Consider the following 18,146-nt stretch of genomic DNA (forward strand, 5'->3'; position numbering starts at 1 on the left):
TGGCTATGTCTGTCTGAAGTGCGGTTCCGGTACGGGACCGGTCACCGGATCAGGTAGATCGTGGCGAAGAGGCCGATCCAGACGACATCGACGAAGTGCCAGTAGTAGGACACGACGATGGCCGCGGTGGCCTGTTCGTGGGTGAACCTCTTGGCCGCGTACGTCCTGCCCAGGACCAGCAGGAAGGCGATGAGTCCGCCCGTCACGTGCAGTCCGTGGAAGCCGGTGGTCAGGTAGAACACCGAGCCGTACGGGCTGGACGAGAGCGAGAGGCCCTCTTCCTTGACCAGATCGGTGTACTCGAAGACCTGCCCACCGATGAAGATCGCCCCCATGATGAAGGTGATCACGAACCAGGTCCGGAGCTTCTTGACATCGCCGCGCTCGGCCGCGAACACACCGAGCTGGCAGGTCAGCGAGCTGAGTACCAGGATCGTGGTGTTCGTCGCGGAGAACGGAAGATTCAGCGCATCGGCGGATTCCTTCCAAGACTCGGCCCCGGTCACCGATCGGAGGGTGAAGTACATCGCGAAGAGGGCCGCGAAGAACATCAGCTCGGAACTCAGCCAGATGATGGTTCCGACGCTGGTGAGGTTCGGCCGATTGACCGACGGGTGCGCGTGCCCGGTTTCTACTGTCGTTGCTGTCGCCACGACCGACATTATGTCGGTCGCTTATCCCGCCCTCACTCCGGGGGGTGCCGTTCGGTGTGTCAAGGGCGTATGCCCTGCTCGTACGGCCCACCCCGGCCGTCGCCCGAAGGAGGTAGGCGCTGCCCGCCGGGTGGCCGCACACCCCCGCCGTGACCAGTCCTGACGGCCCGTCGGCCAGATCTTGGATCGCGCCGAACCCTCCTGCGCACGGCCGTACGAGCAGTAGCATCCGCGCAGGAGGCACCTCCCGGCGGCGTCCGGGCGTGGCCCCGTCCGAAGCCGTACTGCCGAGATGCGTGGAGGAACGATGCAGGCGACTGCCACGGTGCTGGTCTACAGCGACAACGCCGACACCCGCGAGCAGGTACGGCTCGCGACGGGCCGCCGGCCGGCCGCGGACGTGCCGCCGGTGGAGATCCTGGAGTGCGCGACCCTGCCGGCCGTCCTGGAGGCCCTGGAGCAGGGCGGGATCGACGCGTGCGTGCTGGACGGGGAGACCGCGCCGGCCGGCGGCATGGGCGTGTGCCGGCAGATCAAGGACGAGATCTTCCACTGCCCGCCGGTGCTGGTGCTCATCGGGCGCCCGCAGGACGCCTGGCTGGCGACGTGGAGCCGCGCGGACGCCGCTGTGACGCACCCTGTGGACCCGGTGGAGTTCACGGACGCCCTGGCCGGGCTGCTGCGCCGCAGGCTCCTGACGGGGGCCTGAGCGGCCCTCTGAGGGCCCTCCTGAGGGGTCCTCAGACCTGGGGGCGCAGCCGGGCAGCATTCTCAGGACCCGGCCGCTGCTCCTGCTCACCCGTGGTGCTGGGCTTGTTCTTGTCCAGCGCGCTGCCCGCGCGCCATTCCTTCCACGGCATGTTCCAGTCGCCGAAGCCGTTGTCGAAGGGCGTCATGGTCTCGCCGCCGCTGTTGACGACCTTGACGAGGTCGCCGACCTGCACGGTGTCGAAGAACCACTTGGCGTTCTCGGTGTTCATGCCGGTGCAGCCGTGGCTGACGTTGGCGGCGCCCTGCGACCCCACCGACCAGGGCGCCGCGTGTACGTACTCGCCGCTCCACGTCACCCGGGTGGCCCAGTAGACCGGCAGGTCGTAGGAGTCGGAGCTGCCGGACGGGATGCCGATCGTGTCGCCGCGCATCCGGACGAAGCCCTCCTTGCCCAGCACGACCTTGGTGCCGTTGCGGGTGGAGTAGCCCGGCTTGCCGGTGGTGACGGGGATGGTGTTGATCACCTCGCCGTTGCGGGTGACCGTCATGGTGTGCGCCGCGGCGTCCGTGACCGCCTCCACCCGGTCCCCCGTACGCAGCTTCACCGGCTTGGCGGGGCCCCCGTACAGCCCGCCGGCGATCTTCAGGCCCTCCAGGTTGCTGTGCACGTCGACGGTGGCGTGCGTGGGCCAGTACTCCTTCGGCCGGAAGTGCAGCGTCTTGCTGTCGACCCAGTGCCAGGAGCCCTCGACGCGTGGCGTGGACTCGACCTTGAGCGCGCCCTCCACGACCGCACGCGCCTTGGGGTCCTTGACCGGCTTGCTCAGCTGCGCGGTGACGGGCTGGCCCACCCCGTACGTGCCGTTGTCGGGCCCGAACTTGACGTTCAGCCGGTCGCCGGTGTCCTTGGTGTCGATCTGGAGGATCTTGCGGCCGGGCGCGCCGTCCTCGTCCTCGGTGCTCACCCGCACCGTGTAGCGGGTGCCGGCGGCCAGCGGGACGGTGGTGTGCCACTGCTTGCCGTCCGCGGCCAGTTCGCCCCTGATGTAGCGGCCGGAGGCGTCGGTGGCGGTCACGTCCGTGATCCGGGCCTCGTCGCCGGTGGTGGTGATCTCCAGCGGCTTGTCCGGGTCGGCCTTCTCGTCGCCGCCGGGCGCGTTGGCCGAGATCTGCCCGGCCGCGTCGTACGGCGTCTCCGAGAGCGGGTCCGCGTCCGAACCGCCGCAGGCGGTGGCGCCCCCCGCCAGGAGCGTCAGCAGGGAGGCGCAGCCCAGCGCCGTCCGGTGGCGTGGTCGGTGGCTCATGCCTTCAAAGTAGGAAGGTTCACCGGCCACGGCGCGCTGGAGGACTGCAAACGGGCGGGCCCGGACACCTGGGGAGGTGTCCGGGCCCGCCCGGTGCGGGGACCGCGTTACTGCGTGCGGTTCTCGCCGCGGTAGTACTCGAAGACCCAGCCGAACAGGCCGATCAGGATGACCGGGGCCGAGAAGTAGAGCAGCCACCAGCCGAAGACGACGCCCAGGAAGGCGAGCGCGCCGCCGACGCCCAGGGAGAGCGGCTGCCAGCTGTGCGGGCTGAAGAAGCCCAGCTCGCCGGCGTCGTCGGAGACCTCGGCCTCGTCGTTGTCCTGCGCTCCGGCGTCCACCCGCCGGGCCGTGAAGGCCAGGTAGTAGCCGATCATGATGCACAGGCCGAAGGCGAGGAACAGTGCGGTGGTGCCCGCCGGCTCCTTCGACCACACGCCATAGACGATCGCCATGGCGAGGACGAAGACGGAGAGCCAGATGAACATCTTGCCCTGGATCTTCACTTGCCGACCTCCTTGCCACCGGCCAGCGCGGTGTCCTTCTGGCCCTCGTTCTCCAGGGCCTCCAGCGCCGCGATCTCCGGGTGGTGCAGGTCGAACGCCGGGGATTCACTGCGGATGCGCGGCAGGGTGAGGAAGTTGTGCCGCGGCGGCGGGCAGGAGGTCGCCCACTCCAGCGAGCGGCCGTAGCCCCAGGGGTCGTCGACCTCGACCTTCTTGCCGTACTTGGCCGTCTTCCACACGTTGTACATGAACGGCAGCATCGACAGGCCGAGCAGGAACGAGGCGATCGTCGAGATCGTGTTCAGCGTGGTGAAGCCGTCGGCGTTCAGGTAGTCCGCGTAGCGGCGGGGCATGCCCTCGGCGCCCAGCCAGTGCTGGACGAGGAAGGTGCCGTGGAAGCCGACGAACAGCGTCCAGAACGTGATCTTGCCGAGGCGCTCGTCCAGCATCTTGCCGGTGAACTTCGGCCACCAGAAGTGGAAGCCGGCGAACATCGCGAAGACGACGGTGCCGAAGATGACGTAGTGGAAGTGCGCCACGACGAAGTACGAGTCCGAGACGTGGAAGTCCATCGGCGGCGAGGCCAGGATGACGCCGGTCAGACCACCGAAGGTGAAGGTGATCAGGAAGCCGACGGCCCAGAGCATCGGTGTCTCGAAGGACAGCGAGCCCTTCCACATCGTGCCGATCCAGTTGAAGAACTTCACACCGGTCGGTACCGCGATCAGGAATGTCATGAACGAGAAGAACGGCAACAGGACGCCGCCCGTCACGTACATGTGGTGCGCCCACACGGTGACCGAAAGGCCCGCGATCGAAATCGTCGCCGCGATCAGACCGATGTAACCGAACATCGGCTTCCGGGAGAAGACCGGAATGACCTCGGAAATGATGCCGAAGAACGGCAGCGCGATGATGTACACCTCGGGGTGGCCGAAGAACCAGAAGAGGTGCTGCCACAGCAATGCGCCGCCATTGGCCGCGTCGAATACATGCGCCCCGAATTTACGGTCCGCCTCCAGGGCGAACAGCGCGGCGGCCAGGACCGGGAAGGCCAGCAGGACCAGCACACCGGTCAGCAGGACGTTCCAGGTGAAGATCGGCATCCGGAACATCGTCATGCCGGGGGCGCGCATGCAGATGATCGTGGTGATGAAGTTGACCGAGCCGAGAATCGTACCGAAGCCGGAGAAGGCCAGACCCATGATCCACATGTCGGCGCCGACGCCCGGCGAGCGGACCGCGTCCGACAGCGGCGAGTAGGCGAACCAGCCGAAGTCGGCCGCGCCCTGCGGAGTCAGGAAGCCGGCCACCGCGATCAGCGAGCCGAAGAGGTACAGCCAGTACGCGAACATGTTCAGCCGCGGGAACGCCACGTCGGGCGCGCCGATCTGCAGCGGCATGATCCAGTTCGCGAAACCGGAGAACAGCGGCGTCGCGAACATCAGCAGCATGATCGTGCCGTGCATCGTGAACGCCTGGTTGAACTGCTCGTTCGACATGATCTGCGTGCCGGGACGAGCGAGCTCGGCGCGCATCAGCAGCGCCATCAGGCCGCCGATGCAGAAGAACGCGAACGAGGTGACCAGGTAGAGCGTACCGATGGTCTTGTGGTCAGTGGTCGTCAGCCAGCTCACCACGACGGAGCCGGGAGACTTCTTGCGTGCGGGCGGTGCTGCCTCAGCCGTTGCGGCGGCGGCACCCTGAGGTTCGTTGAGGATGCTCACTTGTTGTTGGTCTCCGCGTTCCTGGCGTGATCCGTCTGCTTGATGCCGGACGGCAGGTAACCGGTCTGGCCCTTCTTCGCCAGGTCCTTCAGGTGCTCCCGGTACTTCTCGGGGGAGACGACCTTGACGTTGAAGAGCATCCGGGAGTGGTCGACGCCGCAGAGCTCGGCGCACTTGCCCATGAAGGTGCCCTCCTTGTTGGGAGTCACCTCGAAGACGTTGGTGTGGCCGGGAATCACGTCCTGCTTCATCAGGAACGGGACCACCCAGAACGAGTGGATGACATCACGCGACGTCAGGACGAACTGAACCGTCTCGCCCTTGGGCAGCCACAGGGTCGGACCCGGGTTGCCGGTCTGCGGGTTCCGCGTGCCCGGGATGCCCTCGTCGTACACGCCGTCGGCGCCGGCGGGGACGTTCTTCTTCCACTTGTCCGGGATCGCGGAGAGTTCCTTGGAGTTGATGTTCGTGGTGTCGGCCTTGCCGTCCACGTTCTCCAGGTAGTTGAACGCCCAGCTCCACTGATAGCCCACCACGTTGATGACGTGGTCGGGCTTCTTCGAAGTCTTGAGGAGTTCGCTCTCATCGCGCGCGGTGAAGTAGAAGAGCACCGCGATGATGATGAACGGAACGATGGTGTACAACGCCTCGATGGGCATGTTGTACCGCGTCTGTGCGGGGACCTCCACCTTGGTCCGGCTGCGGCGGTGGAAGATCCAGCTCCAGATGATCAGGCCCCACACCAGCACGCCCACTGCGAGGGCGGCGGCCCAGGAGCCCTGCCAAAGGGAGAGGATCCGCGGCGCCTCTTCAGTAGCCGGATTGGGCATGCCGAGGTTGGGAAAGTCCTTGTATGTGCAACCGGTCGCGGTTGCCAGGACCAGTCCCGCAGCCAGCACCTGCGGCAGCTTCCGCCGCATCGGGCGCCGCGACGAGCGGTCGGAGCCGTTGGGACTCACGTAGCGCCTTCCCGAGAGTCTCGCCCGCGAGACCGGCTGCGGCCGTCTCGCTGGTCGGTCGCCGGCCCTGGCACGGGCAGGGGTTTGGATGTTTATGCGGACCAAACCCTACTGGACGCTATTTGGGGTCGCGCGGGGAGGGTGCCCAACGCGCCGCACCGCCCTCCGAAGGGGTGGCTGCGGCATCCGGGGGACGGCCCCCGCGCGCCGGAATGCCGGGCTCCGCCGGTCATCTGACGCCGTGCCCGGCGCCCGGACCCGAACACGCTAGCGTCAGGGGCGTGTCCTACTTCGACGCCGCCTCGGCCGCTCCCCTGCATCCGGTCGCCCGTGAGGCCCTGCTCGCCTCGCTCGACGAGGGCTGGGCCGACCCGGCCCGCCCCTACCGGGAGGGCCGCCGCGCCCGGCTGCTGCTCGACGCGGCGCGGGAGGCCGCGGCGGAGGCCGTCGGCTGCCGGCCCGACGAGCTGGTTTTCACCCCTTCGGGGACGCAGGCGGTGCATTCGGCCATGTCCGGCACGCTCGCCGCGCGTCGGCGTGTCGGCCGCCATCTGGTCCACTCCGCGGTGGAGCACTCCTCCGTCCTGCACGCCGCCGCGGCCCACGAGGCGGCGGGCGGCACGGTCACCGAGGTCGCCGTGGACCGTACGGGCCGGGTGGCCGCCGGGGACCTCGCCGCGGCGCTGCGCCCGGACACCGCGCTGGCGGCCCTGCAGTCCGCCAACCACGAGGTGGGCACCGAGCAGCCCGTGGAGGAGGCCGCCGCGGCCTGCCGGGAGGCGGAGGTGCCGCTGCTGGTGGACGCCGCCCAGTCGCTGCCCTGGGGCCCGGTGGGCGGCGCCTGGTCGCTGCTGACGGGCAGCGCCCACAAGTGGGGCGGGCCGCCCGGCGTGGGGCTGCTGGTGGTCCGTAAAGGCACCCGGTTCGCGCCGCAGGGCCCGCAGGACGAGCGCGAGTCCGGCAGGGTACCGGGCTTCGGGAACCTGCCCGCCGTGGTCGCGGCGGCGGCCTCGCTGCGCGCCGTACAGGCCGAGGCGGCGGCCGAGGGGGCGCGGCTGCGGGAGCTGGTGGACCGTATCCGGGCCCGGGTGGCCGCGTCGGTGCCGGACACCGAGGTCGTCGGCGATCCGCTGCGCCGGCTCCCCCACGTGGTGACCTTCTCGTGTCTCTATGTCGACGGAGAGACGCTGCTGCACGAGCTGGACCGGGCGGGCTTCGCCGTCTCGTCCGGGTCGTCCTGCACGTCGAGCACGCTGACGCCGAGCCATGTGCTGCGGGCGATGGGCGTGCTCTCGGAGGGCAACGTACGGGTGTCGCTGCCGGCCGGCACCGCCGAGGCCGACGTGGACCGCTTTCTGGCCGTCCTCCCGGAGGCGGTCCGTTCCGTACGGGAACAGCTGGGCGCCCCGGCGGCCGCCGAACCGAAGACCGCCGGGCCGGAGACCGCCGGCCCGGTCGTGGACGCGCTCGGCAAGCGCTGCCCGCTGCCCGTCATCGAGCTGGCGAAGGTGATCGGCGACGTACCGGTGGGCGCCACGCTGACCGTCCTGGCGGACGACGAGGCGGCGCGGCTGGACATTCCCGCGTGGTGCGAGATGCGGGGGCAGGAGTACGTGGGCGAGCGGCCGGCGGAGCGCGGCGCCGCGTATGTGGTGCGGCGCCGGGTCTGAGCGAAGCGGCGGGCCTCTCCGGGCCCGCCGCCCCGCCTGGCGACCGGATCAGGCCAGATGCGCCCGGATCTCGTCCGCGGCCTCGTGGCCGTACGCCTTGGTGAAGCGGTCCATGAAGTGGCTGCGGTGCAGCTCGTACTCCTGGGTGCCGACGGTCTCGATGACCAGCGTCGCCAGCATGCAGCCGATCTGGGCGGCGCGCTCCAGGCCGACGCCCCAGGCCAGGCCGGACAGGAAGCCGGCGCGGAAGGCATCGCCGACGCCGGTCGGGTCGGCCTTGGCCTTCTCCTCGGCCGTACCGACGACGATGTCCGGCTGTCCGGCCCGCTCGATGCGCACGCCGTCGGCACCCAGCGTCGTGACCCGGGTACCGACCTTGGCGAGGATCTCCTCGGAGGTCCAGCCGGTCTTGGACTCGATCAGGCCCTTTTCGTACTCGTTGTTGAAGAGGTACGCGGCGCCCTCGGTGAGGGTGCGGATGCCCTCGCCGTCCATCCGCGCGATCTGCTGGGAGAAGTCGGCGGCGAACGGGATGCCGCGGGTGCGGCACTCCTCGGTGTGCCGGACCATCGCCTCGGGGTCGTCCGCGCCGATCAGGACGAGGTCGAGGCCGCCGACGCGCTCGGCGACGGTGTGCAGCTCGATCAGCCGCGCCTCGCTCATCGCGCCGGTGTAGAAGGAGCCGATCTGGTTGTGGTCGGCGTCGGTGGTGCACACGAACCGGGCGGTGTGCTTGACCTCGGAGATGCGCACCGAGCGGGTGTCCACGCCGTGCCGGTCGAGCCAGGCGCGGTACTCCTCGAAGTCGTTGCCGGCCGCGCCGACCAGGATCGGGGCGGTGCCGAGCTGCCCCATGCCGAAGCAGATGTTGGCGCCGACGCCGCCGCGCCGTACGTCGAGTTCGTCGACCAGGAAGGAGAGGGAGACCGTGTGCAGCTGGTCGGCGACCAGCTGATCGGCGAAACGGCCGGGGAAGGTCATCAGGTGGTCGGTGGCGATGGAGCCGGTGACTGCGATACGCACGACGGGTCTGCTCCTGCGGGAGGCGGAAGGACGGGACGGACGTTGGTCAACGGTACCGGGTGTCCTGATCTCCCCCCACCAGGCGAAACTACCCCTTAGTAGGGCTTTCTTCGCGGTCCGGCAGATGCGTACGGTGCCGGTATGACCAAGCATGTGAAGGGCGTCACATCCCATTCGTCCGGCGTTCGCGCCGCCGCCTCCCGCCGCTCCCCCGGCTCCGCCGAGCCGGAGTCGATGGCCCAGTTGCTGGGCGACTGCGCGCGGATGGCGCCACATTGGCGCAGCGGCCCGCAGGCGCCCCAGCCGCCCGCCCGCGAGCTGCACGGCATCACCGTTCCCGCGTCCTCCGCGGCCCTGGTCAGCGGGATGTCCGAGTACGGCGACTGAGACCGGAGGGAACCGCGGACGCTCCGGCTCCGTCCAACCGGCGTCCTCCCCACGGAGGAGGGCACGTCAGTTGTTCAGCGGAGCCGAAGGAGCGAAGCGGTGAGCACCGAGGACACCTCCCCCGCGTCCGGCGGGGAGCATTCCACCGACGACACGCAGGAGACCACCGCCCGGCGCCGGCGCAGCCCGCTGATCGCGGCCTCGGTGGCCGCGGCCGTGCTGCTGGCCGGCGGCGGCGCGGCGTACTGGGCCTCGACCGCCTCCGGCGGCGGGGACAGCGGCGCCGGCGCCCGTCCCGAGGGCGGCCCGCCGCCGCTGGCCCTGGACGGTTACGCGACGGGCAAGGGCACCGGCTCGCACGCCGGGATCGCCCCCGGCGAGCCCGACCCGTCGGGCTCGGGCTACCGGGCGACCGGCAAGCTGCCCGAAGGCCCCTCCTCCGCACCCGTCTACCAGCCGCGCGGCCCGGTCTCCCAGGAGGCCGTGGCCCGGCTGGCCAAGGCCCTGGACCTGCCCGGCGAGGTCCGCTCGGACGGCGACTCCTGGAAGGTGGGCGGCCTGACGCGGGACGCGCGCAGCCCCGTCCTCCAGGTGGCCAAGAGCGGTTCCGGCGCATGGACGTACTCGCAGTACGGGACGCCCAACGGGACCGGCTGTGCGGAGTCCGGCAAGGGCTCGGACGGCTCGCAGGCGAGCGGGCCCGGCTGCCGCACGGGCGACGAGAGCGGCGAAAAGGACGCCGTCTCCCCGGAGAAGGCGAAGCAGGCCGCGCAGCCGGTGCTCGCGGCCCTCGGCCAGAAGGATGCCAAGCTGGACGCGAGCGGGCTGTCCGGCGCGGTACGGACCGTCAGCGCGAACCCGGTGATCGGCGGGCTGCCCACGTACGGCTGGCAGAGCGACATCCAGGTCGGCTCGGACGGCCAGGTCGTCGGCGGCAGCGGGCAGTTGGCGCAGCCGGTCAAGGGCGACACGTACCCCGTACAGAGCGCGGAGAAGACGCTGGAGCGGCTGAACGCGGCGCACGGCGGCGCGAACTCCGGCACCGGCGGCTGTGCGACGGCCGAGCCGCAGAAGCAGGACAAGGCCGACGGCCAGGATGTCGAGCCGTGCGTGGGCAACGCCTCCGCGCGCAAGCCCGCCGATGTGACCGGCGCGGTCTTCGGGCTCTCGATGCAGTACGTCAGCGGCCGCCCGGCGCTGGTGCCCTCATGGCTGTACAAGGTGCAGCGGGCGGGCGGCGGCACGGTCACCCACCCCGCGGTGGACCCGAAGTACGTCAAGAAGGGCGACGGCAGCGCCTCCGCTCAGCCGCCGAACAGCGGCAAGCCGTCGGGCAAGGCCGGGGCGATGAGCCTGGAGTCGTACTCCCTCGGCGCGGACGGCAAGTCCCTGAAGCTGCACTTCTGGGGCGGCGTGTGCAGCACGTACTCGGCGACCGCCGAGCAGACCGGCAAGAGCGTCAAGGCCGAGGTGATCGGCAAGGACAAGAAGCCGAACCAGATCTGCGTGAAGATGGCGAAGGAGTTCACGCAGACGGTGCCGCTGGACAAGCCGCTGGCGGGGCGGGATGTGATCGACGCGGCGACGGGTAAGGAGGTCCCGGCGAAGTAACGGCCGCGGACCCGTACGTACACGACGACGGCGGCGCCCCCTGGGCAGGGGGCGCCGCCGTCGTACGCGGTGACGCGCTGACGTCCGGGCCGTCGACTCAGTTGAAGGAGTCGCCGCAGGCGCAGGAGCCCGTGGCGTTCGGGTTGTCGATCGTGAAGCCCTGCTTCTCGATGGTGTCGACGAAGTCGATGGAGGCGCCGCCCAGGTACGGGGCGCTCATCCGGTCGGTGACGACCTTGACGCCGTCGAAGTCCTTGACGACATCGCCGTCCAGCGACCGCTCGTCGAAGAAGAGCTGGTAGCGCAGTCCGGAGCAGCCGCCGGGCTGAACGGCCACCCGCAGCGCGAGGTCGTCGCGGCCTTCCTGCTCCAGCAGGGCCTTCACCTTCGACGCGGCCGCGTCGGACAGGATGATGCCGTCGCCGACGGTGGTCTCGTCCTGAACGCTCATCTAGATCTCTCCCGGGTTGTACGGACCGCTTGCCCTCGGCTGTAACCGATGGGGCCCCGGATTAATTCCGGCTGGGCGCGACGTGTTGTGGGCCTTCCGTCTTCATGCTCGCACACCCGCGGCGGGGTGCGGACGGCCGCGGCACAGGGATGCGTCACATCGACACGATGGCCATCGTCAAACTGACGTGAAGCGGTTATGATAGATAACGTCAAACCGACGAAAAGGGCCTCGGCGCCACCAGCACCGGCCCCGGGCGCGGCCTTGCCTCCGGTGCAAGCACGGGCTCCACCGGAGCGGCTACGCCGCGCTGAATTCACGGAAAGAGAGGGTGCGTGTCGTGACCACCGCCCAGCCCCTGGACGTCCAGCCGACCCCGCTCGCGCTGCTCCTCCTCGGCCGCGAGGCCGACCCCAAGAGCGAGCGCGGCGTGGACTGCCCCGGTGACCTGCCGGCTCCGTCCGACCCCGGTCTGGTCGAGCGTGCCCGCGCCGCCAAGGCGAAGCTCGGGGACAAGGTCTTCGTCCTCGGCCACCACTACCAGCGCGACGAGGTCATCGAGTTCGCCGACGTGACCGGCGACTCCTTCAAGCTGGCGCGCGACGCGGCGGCCCGGCCGGACGCCGAGTACATCGTCTTCTGCGGTGTGCACTTCATGGCCGAGTCCGCCGACATCCTGACCACCGACGACCAGCAGGTCGTCCTGCCCGACCTGGCCGCCGGCTGCTCCATGGCCGACATGGCCACGGCCGAGCAGGTCGCCGAGTGCTGGGACGTGCTCACCGAGGCCGGCGTGGCCGAGCAGGTCGTGCCCGTCTCGTACATGAACTCCTCCGCCGACATCAAGGCGTTCACCGGCAAGCACGGCGGCACGATCTGCACCTCCTCCAACGCCAAGCGCGCGCTGGACTGGGCCTTCGAACAGGGCGAGAAGGTCCTGTTCCTGCCCGACCAGCACCTGGGCCGCAACACGGCCGTCCGCGACATGGGCATGTCCCTGGACGACTGCGTCGTCTACAACCCGCACAAGCCGAACGGCGGCCTCACCGCCGAGCAGCTGCGCGCCGCCAAGATGATCCTGTGGCGCGGCCACTGCTCCGTGCACGGCCGCTTCTCCCTCGAATCCGTCGAGGACGTACGGGCCCGCATACCCGGCGTGAACGTCCTGGTCCACCCCGAGTGCAAGCACGAGGTCGTGGCGGCGGCGGACTACGTGGGCTCCACCGAATACATCATCAAGACCCTCGAAGCCGCCCCCGCCGGCACCAAGTGGGCCATCGGCACCGAACTGAACCTGGTCCGCCGCCTGGCCAACCGCTTCGCCGCCGAGGACAAGGAAATCGTCTTCCTCGACAAGACGGTCTGCTTCTGCTCCACCATGAACCGCATCGACCTCCCCCACCTGGTCTGGGCCCTCGAATCCCTGGCCGACGGCAAGGTCGTCAACCGCATCCAGGTGGACCCGGAGACGGAAAGCTTCGCGAAGCTGGCGCTGGAGCGGATGCTGGCGCTGCCGTAGGGGGTGGGCGCGCCTTTGGCACGCAGGGCCGAGGCCCGTGGGGCCCGCACCGGGCGGGGAGGCCGGTGCGGGCCCCACGGCCACGTGGTGGAGCCGTGACGCACGGCAGCCGGGGTCAGGGCACGAGGCTGTCGAGGTCGATGTCGACGAGGAACGGGACGGAAACCTTCAGCCGGTCCCGGTGAATGCCGGTGGCCACATATGCGCCGGTCATGCCGTCGAATTCGTAGGTGTGGACGGCGGGGGCACCGGCCTCGTCCTCGATGCGCCAGAAGTGGGGGATCTTGGCTTGCGCGTACTTGAAGGGCTTCAGGGACCTGTCACGGTCCGCTGATTCCTCCGAGACGACTTCGATGACTAGGGCAACGTCTTCGGGCGAGTACCAGGTCCGGTCGGGATCGTACGCGGCGGTGGTGACCAGGATGTCCGGCTCGGGGCGGCTCTTCTTGTCGAGCCGGACGGTCATTTCCCGCTCGGTCTCGAACCCGGCAGGGGCGGATTGCCGCAACGCGAAGGTCAGGTTCTCCACCAGTCGGGAGTGCCAGGACCGCTGCGGCGACATCATGAAGATCAGGGCTCCGTCGATGAGTTCGGTGTGCCGCGGCGCCTGAGGGAGGTGGTCGAGGTCGTCGGCTTCCCAGCCACTGGGCCTGGGCGGGATCATCCAGTCGGGGAGTTCGGCGGTCACGGCTTCCTCCAGGCGCCTCGAAGACGGCGGTCAGGGGCCTTGATCCCGGATCGCGGACGCGGTCGGACGGCTGATGCCAGCGTAGTTGATGCGGCTGCCGGACACGGCCCACGGCCCGGCTCAGAGGTAGATCTGCCGTCGGCAGCCGCAGCAGAACGTCTTGCCGCCGCACCGCTCGGTCGTCCCGTGATCACAGGGCCGCTCCCCCGCCTGCGCCAGCCGCGCGCCCCGGCTGACCGCGATACGCAGGACGTCGCGCAGCGCCCGGTCGTAGCGGATCAGCACGCGGCGCAGCTCCCACGACGAGTCCGCACCGGCCGGGACCGGCGTCGGCTCCGACTCGGCCACCAGCGCCTCCGCGGCCCGCAACAGCTCCTCCTCCGCCTCGTCGGCGACCGCCGACAGCAGACTCCCCGGATCATCCGTATCGAGGTAGCACGCCCCGCCCGTGGGCGTGGTCCAGGGCAGCAGGCGCAGCGGCCCGCCGTGCCCCGCGAGGGGTTGACACATGAATATCCCGCCTTCTCCGGCACACTCGGGCACGCGGTGGCTACCGTGTGCATCACCATCGTCACTATGTGACGTGGGTCTCAACAGGAGCGGCACATCCCTCTGTTGAGAATGGGACGGCAGAGAGGCGCACCCCCCATGAAATTCACCGCCCGGGCCCTGACCCCGTACGTATCCGCCCGCCACTACTTCGGCTCCGAACAGCGCCGCCACCGCGAGGCGGCAAAGCTGTCGCTGGTGCAGCTGGCGACCGTGGTCAACTCCAGCAAGAGCACGCTGGCGCGCATCGAGACGGCGGAGCTGCTGGCGCCGTACGACCTCCCGCCCAGGCTGGACGCCGCGTTCGGCACGGGCGAGCACTTCTATGGGCTGTACCAGCTGGCGAAGCGGGAGGCGCATCCGGATCAGTACCGGCGGTTCATGGATCTGGAGGAGCGGGCCGAGACGATCGAGAACTACGAGCCACAGGTCGTTCCTGGGCCACTCCAGACGGAGGCGTACGCCAGGGAGTTGTTCCGCAGCCTCGACTGCTGGACCAGTGAGCAGATCGAGAAGCTCGTCGCTGCCCGGCTGTCACGCCAAGCAAGCCAACGTTCTGGTGGCCCTCCCTATCGGTGGGCAATCATCGACGAATCCGTGATCCGTAGGCAGGCTGGCGGCGAAGAATGCATGTACGAACAGCTGGCTTCCCTGTTGGGGCAAGCGGATACTTCACACAGCAAGGTCCAGGTCGTTCCGTTCAGTGCAGGCCTACACACCCTGATGAGCGGCGCACTGACTTTGCTGACGCTCCCCAACGGCTCCTCGGTGGCCTATGAAGAAGGCATCAAGGCCAGTCACCTCTACGAGGCGGCGGACGCGGTGAAACCGTGGCGGCGGCAGTACGAGGTGCTGCGCGCCATCGCACTCTCGCCTGCGGAGTCGGCCAGTCTGATCCGAAAAGCGATGGAGGCTTACCAGCCATGCCGAACACCCCCGAGCTGAGCACCGCTCGCTGGCGTAAGAGCAGTTACAGCAACGCCAACGGGGGCAACTGCGTCGAGATCGCCGAAGACATCCCCGGCTTCGTCCCCGTACGCGACAGCAAAACCCCCCACGGCCCCATACTCACCTTCCCCACCACCTCTTGGACCGCATTCATCGACGCCCTCAAGACGGCCTGACGCACCTCAGCCCGTCCCAGAACCTCCTCGGGACGGGCTGAGCCATATGCGTCAAGCGCTCCGGGCGTCTCAGACCCCCGCAGGCTCCGGCGTGCGGGGCTCGCTCTTGTCGGATTCCTCGGCCCGGCGGGCCGTCTTCTTCGCCGCCCGCCGTTCCTTCCGCAATTCGATCATCGCGTACAGCGTCGGTACCAGCAGCAGCGTCAGCAGCGTGGATGTGATCAGGCCGCCGATGACGACCACGGCCAGGGGCTGGGAGATGAAGCCGCCGTCGCCGGTGACGGACAGGGCCATCGGGAGGAGGGCCATGATCGTGGCGAGGGCCGTCATGAGGATGGGGCGGAGGCGGTGGCGGCCGCCCTCGATGACGGCTTCGACGATGCCGTAGCCCTGCGACCGGTACTGGTTGATCAGGTCGATCAGCACGATCGCGTTGGTGACGACGATGCCGATCAGCATCAGCATGCCGATCATCGCCGGGACGCCCATCGGGGTGCCCGTCGCGACCAGCAGGCCGATCGCGCCGGTCGCCGCGAAGGGGATCGAGACGAGGAGGATCAGCGGCTGGACGAGGGACCGGAAGGTGCCGACCAGCAGCATGAAGACGATCGCGATGGCGGCCAGCATGGCCAGGCCGAGGGAGGAGAACGCCTCGGTCTGGTCGGACGAGACGCCGCCGATCTCGGCGGTGGCGCCCTCCGGCAGGTGCAGCGCCTTGATCTTGGACTGGAGCTGGGCGGTGACCGCGCCGGTGTTGTCACCGGTCGGCTTGGCGGTGATCGTGGCGGACCGGGCGCCGTCGATACGGGTGGTCCGGACCGGGCCCGCGACCGTACGGATGGTGGCCAGGTCGCCGAGCTTGGCGGGGCCGGCCGGGGTCGGTACGGCCAGGTCGCGCAGCGCGGCCTCGGACGTGACCGGGTGGGCGGACTTGATGACGATGTCCCGCTCGGCGTTGTCGATCATGGCCTTGCCGCTGGTGGTGCCGCGCACCGCCTGGGCGACGACCTGGCCGAGCGCGGCCTGGCTGTAACCGGCCTCCGCCGCCTTCGCATTGGCCTGCACGGAGATCCGCGGCACGCTGCGGGACAGGTCGCTCTGCACGTCGGTGACGTGGTCGAGGCCGGCGACGGTGGCCCGTACCTGCTCGGACGCCTTCTTCAGTACGTCCGCGTCGGCGGCCTTGACCACCACGCTCAGGTCCTGGTTGCCGAAGCCGCCGCCACCGGCCGAGACGGTGGTCTCGCCGATGTCCTTGCCGAGCTTGCCGAGTGCGGCGCGGAGCTTGTCGGTGACCTTCCCGGAGTCCGCCGCGTCCTTCAGCTTGACCTGGTACGACGCCTGGTTGGCGCCGCTGCCGCCGCCGAAGGCCGCCATGAAGCCGGACGAGCCGACGGTGACCTGGTAGTCGGCGACCTCGTCCATCCCGGCGAGGACCTTCTCCACCCGCTTCGCCTGCGCGTCGGACGCGGCGAGGCTGGTCCCCGGCGTCAGCTCCTGCTTGACGCTGAGCGTGTCCTGGTCGCCCTGGTCGAAGAAGTTGGTCTTCAGGAGCGGGGCCATGCCGAAGGTGGCGAGGAGGACGACGACGGCGATGACGACGCTGGTGATACGGCGGCGCGTCGCGAAGCGCAGGACGGGGACGTACAGGCGCTGGAGCGGGCTGCCGCTCTCCTTGGCCTCGGCGGCCCGGCGCAGTTCCTCGGGGTCGGTGCCCTCGGGGATCTTCGGCGCGCGCAGGAACCAGTAGGAGAGGACCGGGACGACGGTCAGGGAGACGAGGAGGGAGGCGAGCAGGGCGACCGTGACGGTGATCGAGAACGAGCCGAAGAGGGCGCCGACCATGCCGCCCACCACGCCGATGGGCAGGAAGACCGCCACCGTCGTCAGGGTGGAGGAGGTGATCGCGCCGGCCACCTCGCGGACGGCGGTGAGGATGGCCTGCTGCCGCTCCTCGCCGTAGCCGAGGTGCCGTTTGATGTTCTCCAGGACGACGATCGAGTCGTCCACGACGCGCCCGATGGCGATGGTCAGCGCGCCGAGGGTGAGCATGTTCAGCGACAGGTCGCCGGTCCACAGCACGATCAGCGTGATGACGACGGACAGCGGGATGGAGACCGCGGTGACCAGCGTCGAGCGCAGGCTGAGCAGGAAGACCAGGATCACGATCACGGCCATGACCAGGCCGAGCAGACCTTCGGTGGTCAGCGACTCGATGGACTTCGAGACCGCCGGGCCCTGGTCGGAGACGACCGTGACCTCGGCGCCCTTGCCCAGCGCCGTACGGATCTCGGGCAGCTTGTCCTTGACCGCCTCCGAGATGTCCACGGCGCTGCCGTCCTGGCCCATGGTCACCATGACGGCCAGACTGGGCCTGCCGTTGGTGCGGGTGATGGAGGTCGGGGTGGCCGACTCCTCCTTGACGGTGGCCATGTCACCGAGGCGTACGGACTTGCCGGCCGAAGCGCTCCCGGCCCCACCGGGACCCGCCGCCGGGGTGACCGTCAGGTCCCGTATCTGCTGCGCGGAGGTGAAGCCGGAACCGACCTGGACCGTGTTGCTCCGGCCCTTCTCGGCGAACGAACCGGCCGGTACGGACGCGCCGTTCGCCTCCAGCGCCTGCCCGAGCGCCGCGGCCGTCAGCCCGGCCCGCGCCAGCTTGGCGTCGTCGGGGGTGACGGCGACGACGCGGTCCTGGACGCCGTTGACGGTGACCTGGCCGACGCCGCCGATGTTCTTCAGGTCCGGCACCACGCTGCGGTCGAGCTGGTCGGCGAGCGCCTGCTGGTCCTTGCCCGCCGCGGACACGGCGAGCACGACGGCCGGGATGTCGTCCGTCGAACCGGCCACGACCTGCGGGTCCACGTCCTTCGGCAGCTTGGCGCGGGCCCGGTTGACGGCCTGCTGCACATCGGCGACCAGCCGCTTGGAGTCGTTGCCGTAGTCGAATTGGGCCATGATGACGGCCGAGCCCTCGCTCGCCGTCGAGGTGACGCCCTTGATGCCGTCGACCGCCTGGATTCCGTCCTCCAGCGGTTCGATCACCTGCTTCTCGACGACATCGGGCGAGGCACCCTGGTAGGGCGCCAGCACGGACACCATGGGCAGTTCGATGGTGGGCAGGAGCTGCTGTTTGAGCTGGGGGATCGCGATGGCGCCGAAGGCGATCGCGACGATCGACATCAGCGCTATCAGGCCCCGTTGTACGAGGCTGAGTCGGGACAGCCAGGACATGGGTGGGGTCTCTCTTCTGTTCTGTACTAC

Annotated in this window: 17 protein-coding genes; 7 read left to right on the plus strand and 10 right to left on the minus strand. The window is 69.5% G+C overall.

The genetic code is table 11. The features are described 5' to 3' along the window. Nucleotides 1-41: 41 nt before the first annotated feature. Nucleotides 42-662 (minus strand): cytochrome c oxidase subunit 3, encoded by a 621-nt coding sequence (locus ADK86_RS22355; RefSeq protein ID WP_053698175.1) that lies wholly within the window; start codon nt 660-662, stop codon nt 42-44. A gap of 298 nt (nt 663-960) precedes the next feature. Here ADK86_RS22355 and ADK86_RS22360 point away from each other — a divergent pair, with 298 nt between their 5' ends. Then, nucleotides 961-1,362, plus strand: a complete 402-nt coding sequence (locus tag ADK86_RS22360) for a hypothetical protein (RefSeq protein ID WP_003982401.1) — start codon at nt 961-963, stop codon at nt 1,360-1,362. A 31-nt stretch (nt 1,363-1,393) separates the two neighbouring features. Here the strand turns inward: ADK86_RS22360 and ADK86_RS22365 are convergent, their stop codons facing one another. The 4 genes from ADK86_RS22365 to coxB all read right to left on the minus strand — a co-directional run bounded on the left by ADK86_RS22365 (nt 1,394) and on the right by coxB (nt 5,860). Further along, a complete protein-coding gene (locus ADK86_RS22365) occupies nt 1,394-2,668 on the minus strand; it encodes a L,D-transpeptidase (protein ID WP_053698176.1) in 1,275 nt (424 codons plus the stop codon). A gap of 107 nt (nt 2,669-2,775) precedes the next feature. Further along, nucleotides 2,776-3,174, minus strand: coding sequence for a cytochrome c oxidase subunit 4 (locus ADK86_RS22370; protein WP_030593216.1), 399 nt, complete (start codon nt 3,172-3,174; stop codon nt 2,776-2,778). Beyond that, nucleotides 3,171-4,901: a cytochrome c oxidase subunit I gene (ctaD, locus tag ADK86_RS22375; protein ID WP_053698177.1), complete on the minus strand. Its 1,731-nt coding sequence runs from the start codon at nt 4,899-4,901 to the stop codon at nt 3,171-3,173. The genes ADK86_RS22370 and ctaD overlap by 4 nt, the downstream gene beginning before the upstream one ends. Further along, entirely contained in the window at nt 4,898-5,860 is a 963-nt protein-coding gene (gene coxB, locus ADK86_RS22380) for a cytochrome c oxidase subunit II (RefSeq protein ID WP_030593220.1), read from the minus strand. The genes ctaD and coxB overlap by 4 nt, the downstream gene beginning before the upstream one ends. A gap of 281 nt (nt 5,861-6,141) precedes the next feature. Here coxB and ADK86_RS22385 point away from each other — a divergent pair, with 281 nt between their 5' ends. Beyond that, nucleotides 6,142-7,530, plus strand: a complete 1,389-nt coding sequence (locus tag ADK86_RS22385) for a cysteine desulfurase/sulfurtransferase TusA family protein (RefSeq protein ID WP_053698178.1) — start codon at nt 6,142-6,144, stop codon at nt 7,528-7,530. A gap of 48 nt (nt 7,531-7,578) precedes the next feature. Here ADK86_RS22385 and ADK86_RS22390 read toward each other — a convergent pair whose 3' ends face one another. Further along, nucleotides 7,579-8,553 carry a carbohydrate kinase family protein gene (locus ADK86_RS22390; protein WP_053698179.1) on the minus strand — a complete coding sequence of 325 codons (975 nt, stop codon included), beginning with the start codon at nt 8,551-8,553 and terminating at the stop codon, nt 7,579-7,581. Nucleotides 8,554-8,694: 141 nt separating this feature from the next. Between ADK86_RS22390 and ADK86_RS22395 the strand changes: the two genes are divergently transcribed. Then, nucleotides 8,695-8,940, plus strand: coding sequence for a hypothetical protein (locus ADK86_RS22395; RefSeq protein ID WP_053698180.1), 246 nt, complete (start codon nt 8,695-8,697; stop codon nt 8,938-8,940). A gap of 99 nt (nt 8,941-9,039) precedes the next feature. Next, on the plus strand, nt 9,040-10,551 hold the full coding sequence (locus ADK86_RS22400; RefSeq protein ID WP_053698181.1) for a hypothetical protein: 1,512 nt from the start codon (nt 9,040-9,042) through the stop codon (nt 10,549-10,551). Nucleotides 10,552-10,648: 97 nt separating this feature from the next. Here ADK86_RS22400 and ADK86_RS22405 read toward each other — a convergent pair whose 3' ends face one another. Continuing rightward, nucleotides 10,649-11,002, minus strand: coding sequence for a HesB/IscA family protein (locus ADK86_RS22405; RefSeq protein ID WP_030593232.1), 354 nt, complete (start codon nt 11,000-11,002; stop codon nt 10,649-10,651). A 331-nt stretch (nt 11,003-11,333) separates the two neighbouring features. Here ADK86_RS22405 and nadA point away from each other — a divergent pair, with 331 nt between their 5' ends. Further along, nucleotides 11,334-12,521, plus strand: coding sequence for a quinolinate synthase NadA (nadA, locus tag ADK86_RS22410; protein WP_053698182.1), 1,188 nt, complete (start codon nt 11,334-11,336; stop codon nt 12,519-12,521). Between the two features lie 115 nt (nt 12,522-12,636). Here nadA and ADK86_RS22415 read toward each other — a convergent pair whose 3' ends face one another. Continuing rightward, on the minus strand, nt 12,637-13,185 hold the full coding sequence (locus ADK86_RS22415) for a Uma2 family endonuclease (protein WP_394298538.1): 549 nt from the start codon (nt 13,183-13,185) through the stop codon (nt 12,637-12,639). A 144-nt stretch (nt 13,186-13,329) separates the two neighbouring features. Further along, complete coding sequence (locus ADK86_RS22420; protein WP_063789058.1) at nt 13,330-13,719, minus strand: hypothetical protein; 390 nt, start codon at nt 13,717-13,719, stop codon at nt 13,330-13,332. A gap of 138 nt (nt 13,720-13,857) precedes the next feature. Between ADK86_RS22420 and ADK86_RS22425 the strand changes: the two genes are divergently transcribed. Beyond that, on the plus strand, nt 13,858-14,703 hold the full coding sequence (locus tag ADK86_RS22425) for a helix-turn-helix domain-containing protein (protein ID WP_053698183.1): 846 nt from the start codon (nt 13,858-13,860) through the stop codon (nt 14,701-14,703). Beyond that, entirely contained in the window at nt 14,682-14,882 is a 201-nt protein-coding gene (locus ADK86_RS22430) for a DUF397 domain-containing protein (protein ID WP_053698184.1), read from the plus strand. Before ADK86_RS22425 ends, ADK86_RS22430 begins: the two co-directional genes overlap by 22 nt. Nucleotides 14,883-14,951: 69 nt before the next feature. On the opposite strand, the gene ADK86_RS22435 is transcribed toward ADK86_RS22430, so the two are convergent. Then, the gene (locus tag ADK86_RS22435) at nt 14,952-18,116 is read right to left on the minus strand and encodes an efflux RND transporter permease subunit (protein WP_053698185.1); all 3,165 of its coding nucleotides are present in this window, start codon (nt 18,114-18,116) and stop codon (nt 14,952-14,954) included. Nucleotides 18,117-18,146 lie beyond the last annotated feature (30 nt).

Source organism: Streptomyces sp. NRRL F-5755 (assembly GCF_001279365.1).
In the GTDB taxonomy this organism is placed as follows: domain Bacteria; phylum Actinomycetota; class Actinomycetes; order Streptomycetales; family Streptomycetaceae; genus Streptomyces; species Streptomyces rimosus.

Coding starts and splice junctions, on each gene's coding strand:
- ADK86_RS22355 (WP_053698175.1), bottom strand. CDS start 662: ATGTCGGTCGTGGCGACAGCAACGACAGTAGAAACCGGGCACGCGCAC.
- ADK86_RS22360 (WP_003982401.1), top strand. CDS start 961: ATGCAGGCGACTGCCACGGTGCTGGTCTACAGCGACAACGCCGACACC.
- ADK86_RS22365 (WP_053698176.1), bottom strand. CDS start 2,668: ATGAGCCACCGACCACGCCACCGGACGGCGCTGGGCTGCGCCTCCCTG.
- ADK86_RS22395 (WP_053698180.1), top strand. CDS start 8,695: ATGACCAAGCATGTGAAGGGCGTCACATCCCATTCGTCCGGCGTTCGC.
- ADK86_RS22405 (WP_030593232.1), bottom strand. CDS start 11,002: ATGAGCGTTCAGGACGAGACCACCGTCGGCGACGGCATCATCCTGTCC.
- ADK86_RS22415 (WP_394298538.1), bottom strand. CDS start 13,185: ATGATCCCGCCCAGGCCCAGTGGCTGGGAAGCCGACGACCTCGACCAC.
- ADK86_RS22420 (WP_063789058.1), bottom strand. CDS start 13,719: ATGTGTCAACCCCTCGCGGGGCACGGCGGGCCGCTGCGCCTGCTGCCC.
- ADK86_RS22425 (WP_053698183.1), top strand. CDS start 13,858: ATGAAATTCACCGCCCGGGCCCTGACCCCGTACGTATCCGCCCGCCAC.
- ADK86_RS22430 (WP_053698184.1), top strand. CDS start 14,682: ATGCCGAACACCCCCGAGCTGAGCACCGCTCGCTGGCGTAAGAGCAGT.
- ADK86_RS22435 (WP_053698185.1), bottom strand. CDS start 18,116: ATGTCCTGGCTGTCCCGACTCAGCCTCGTACAACGGGGCCTGATAGCG.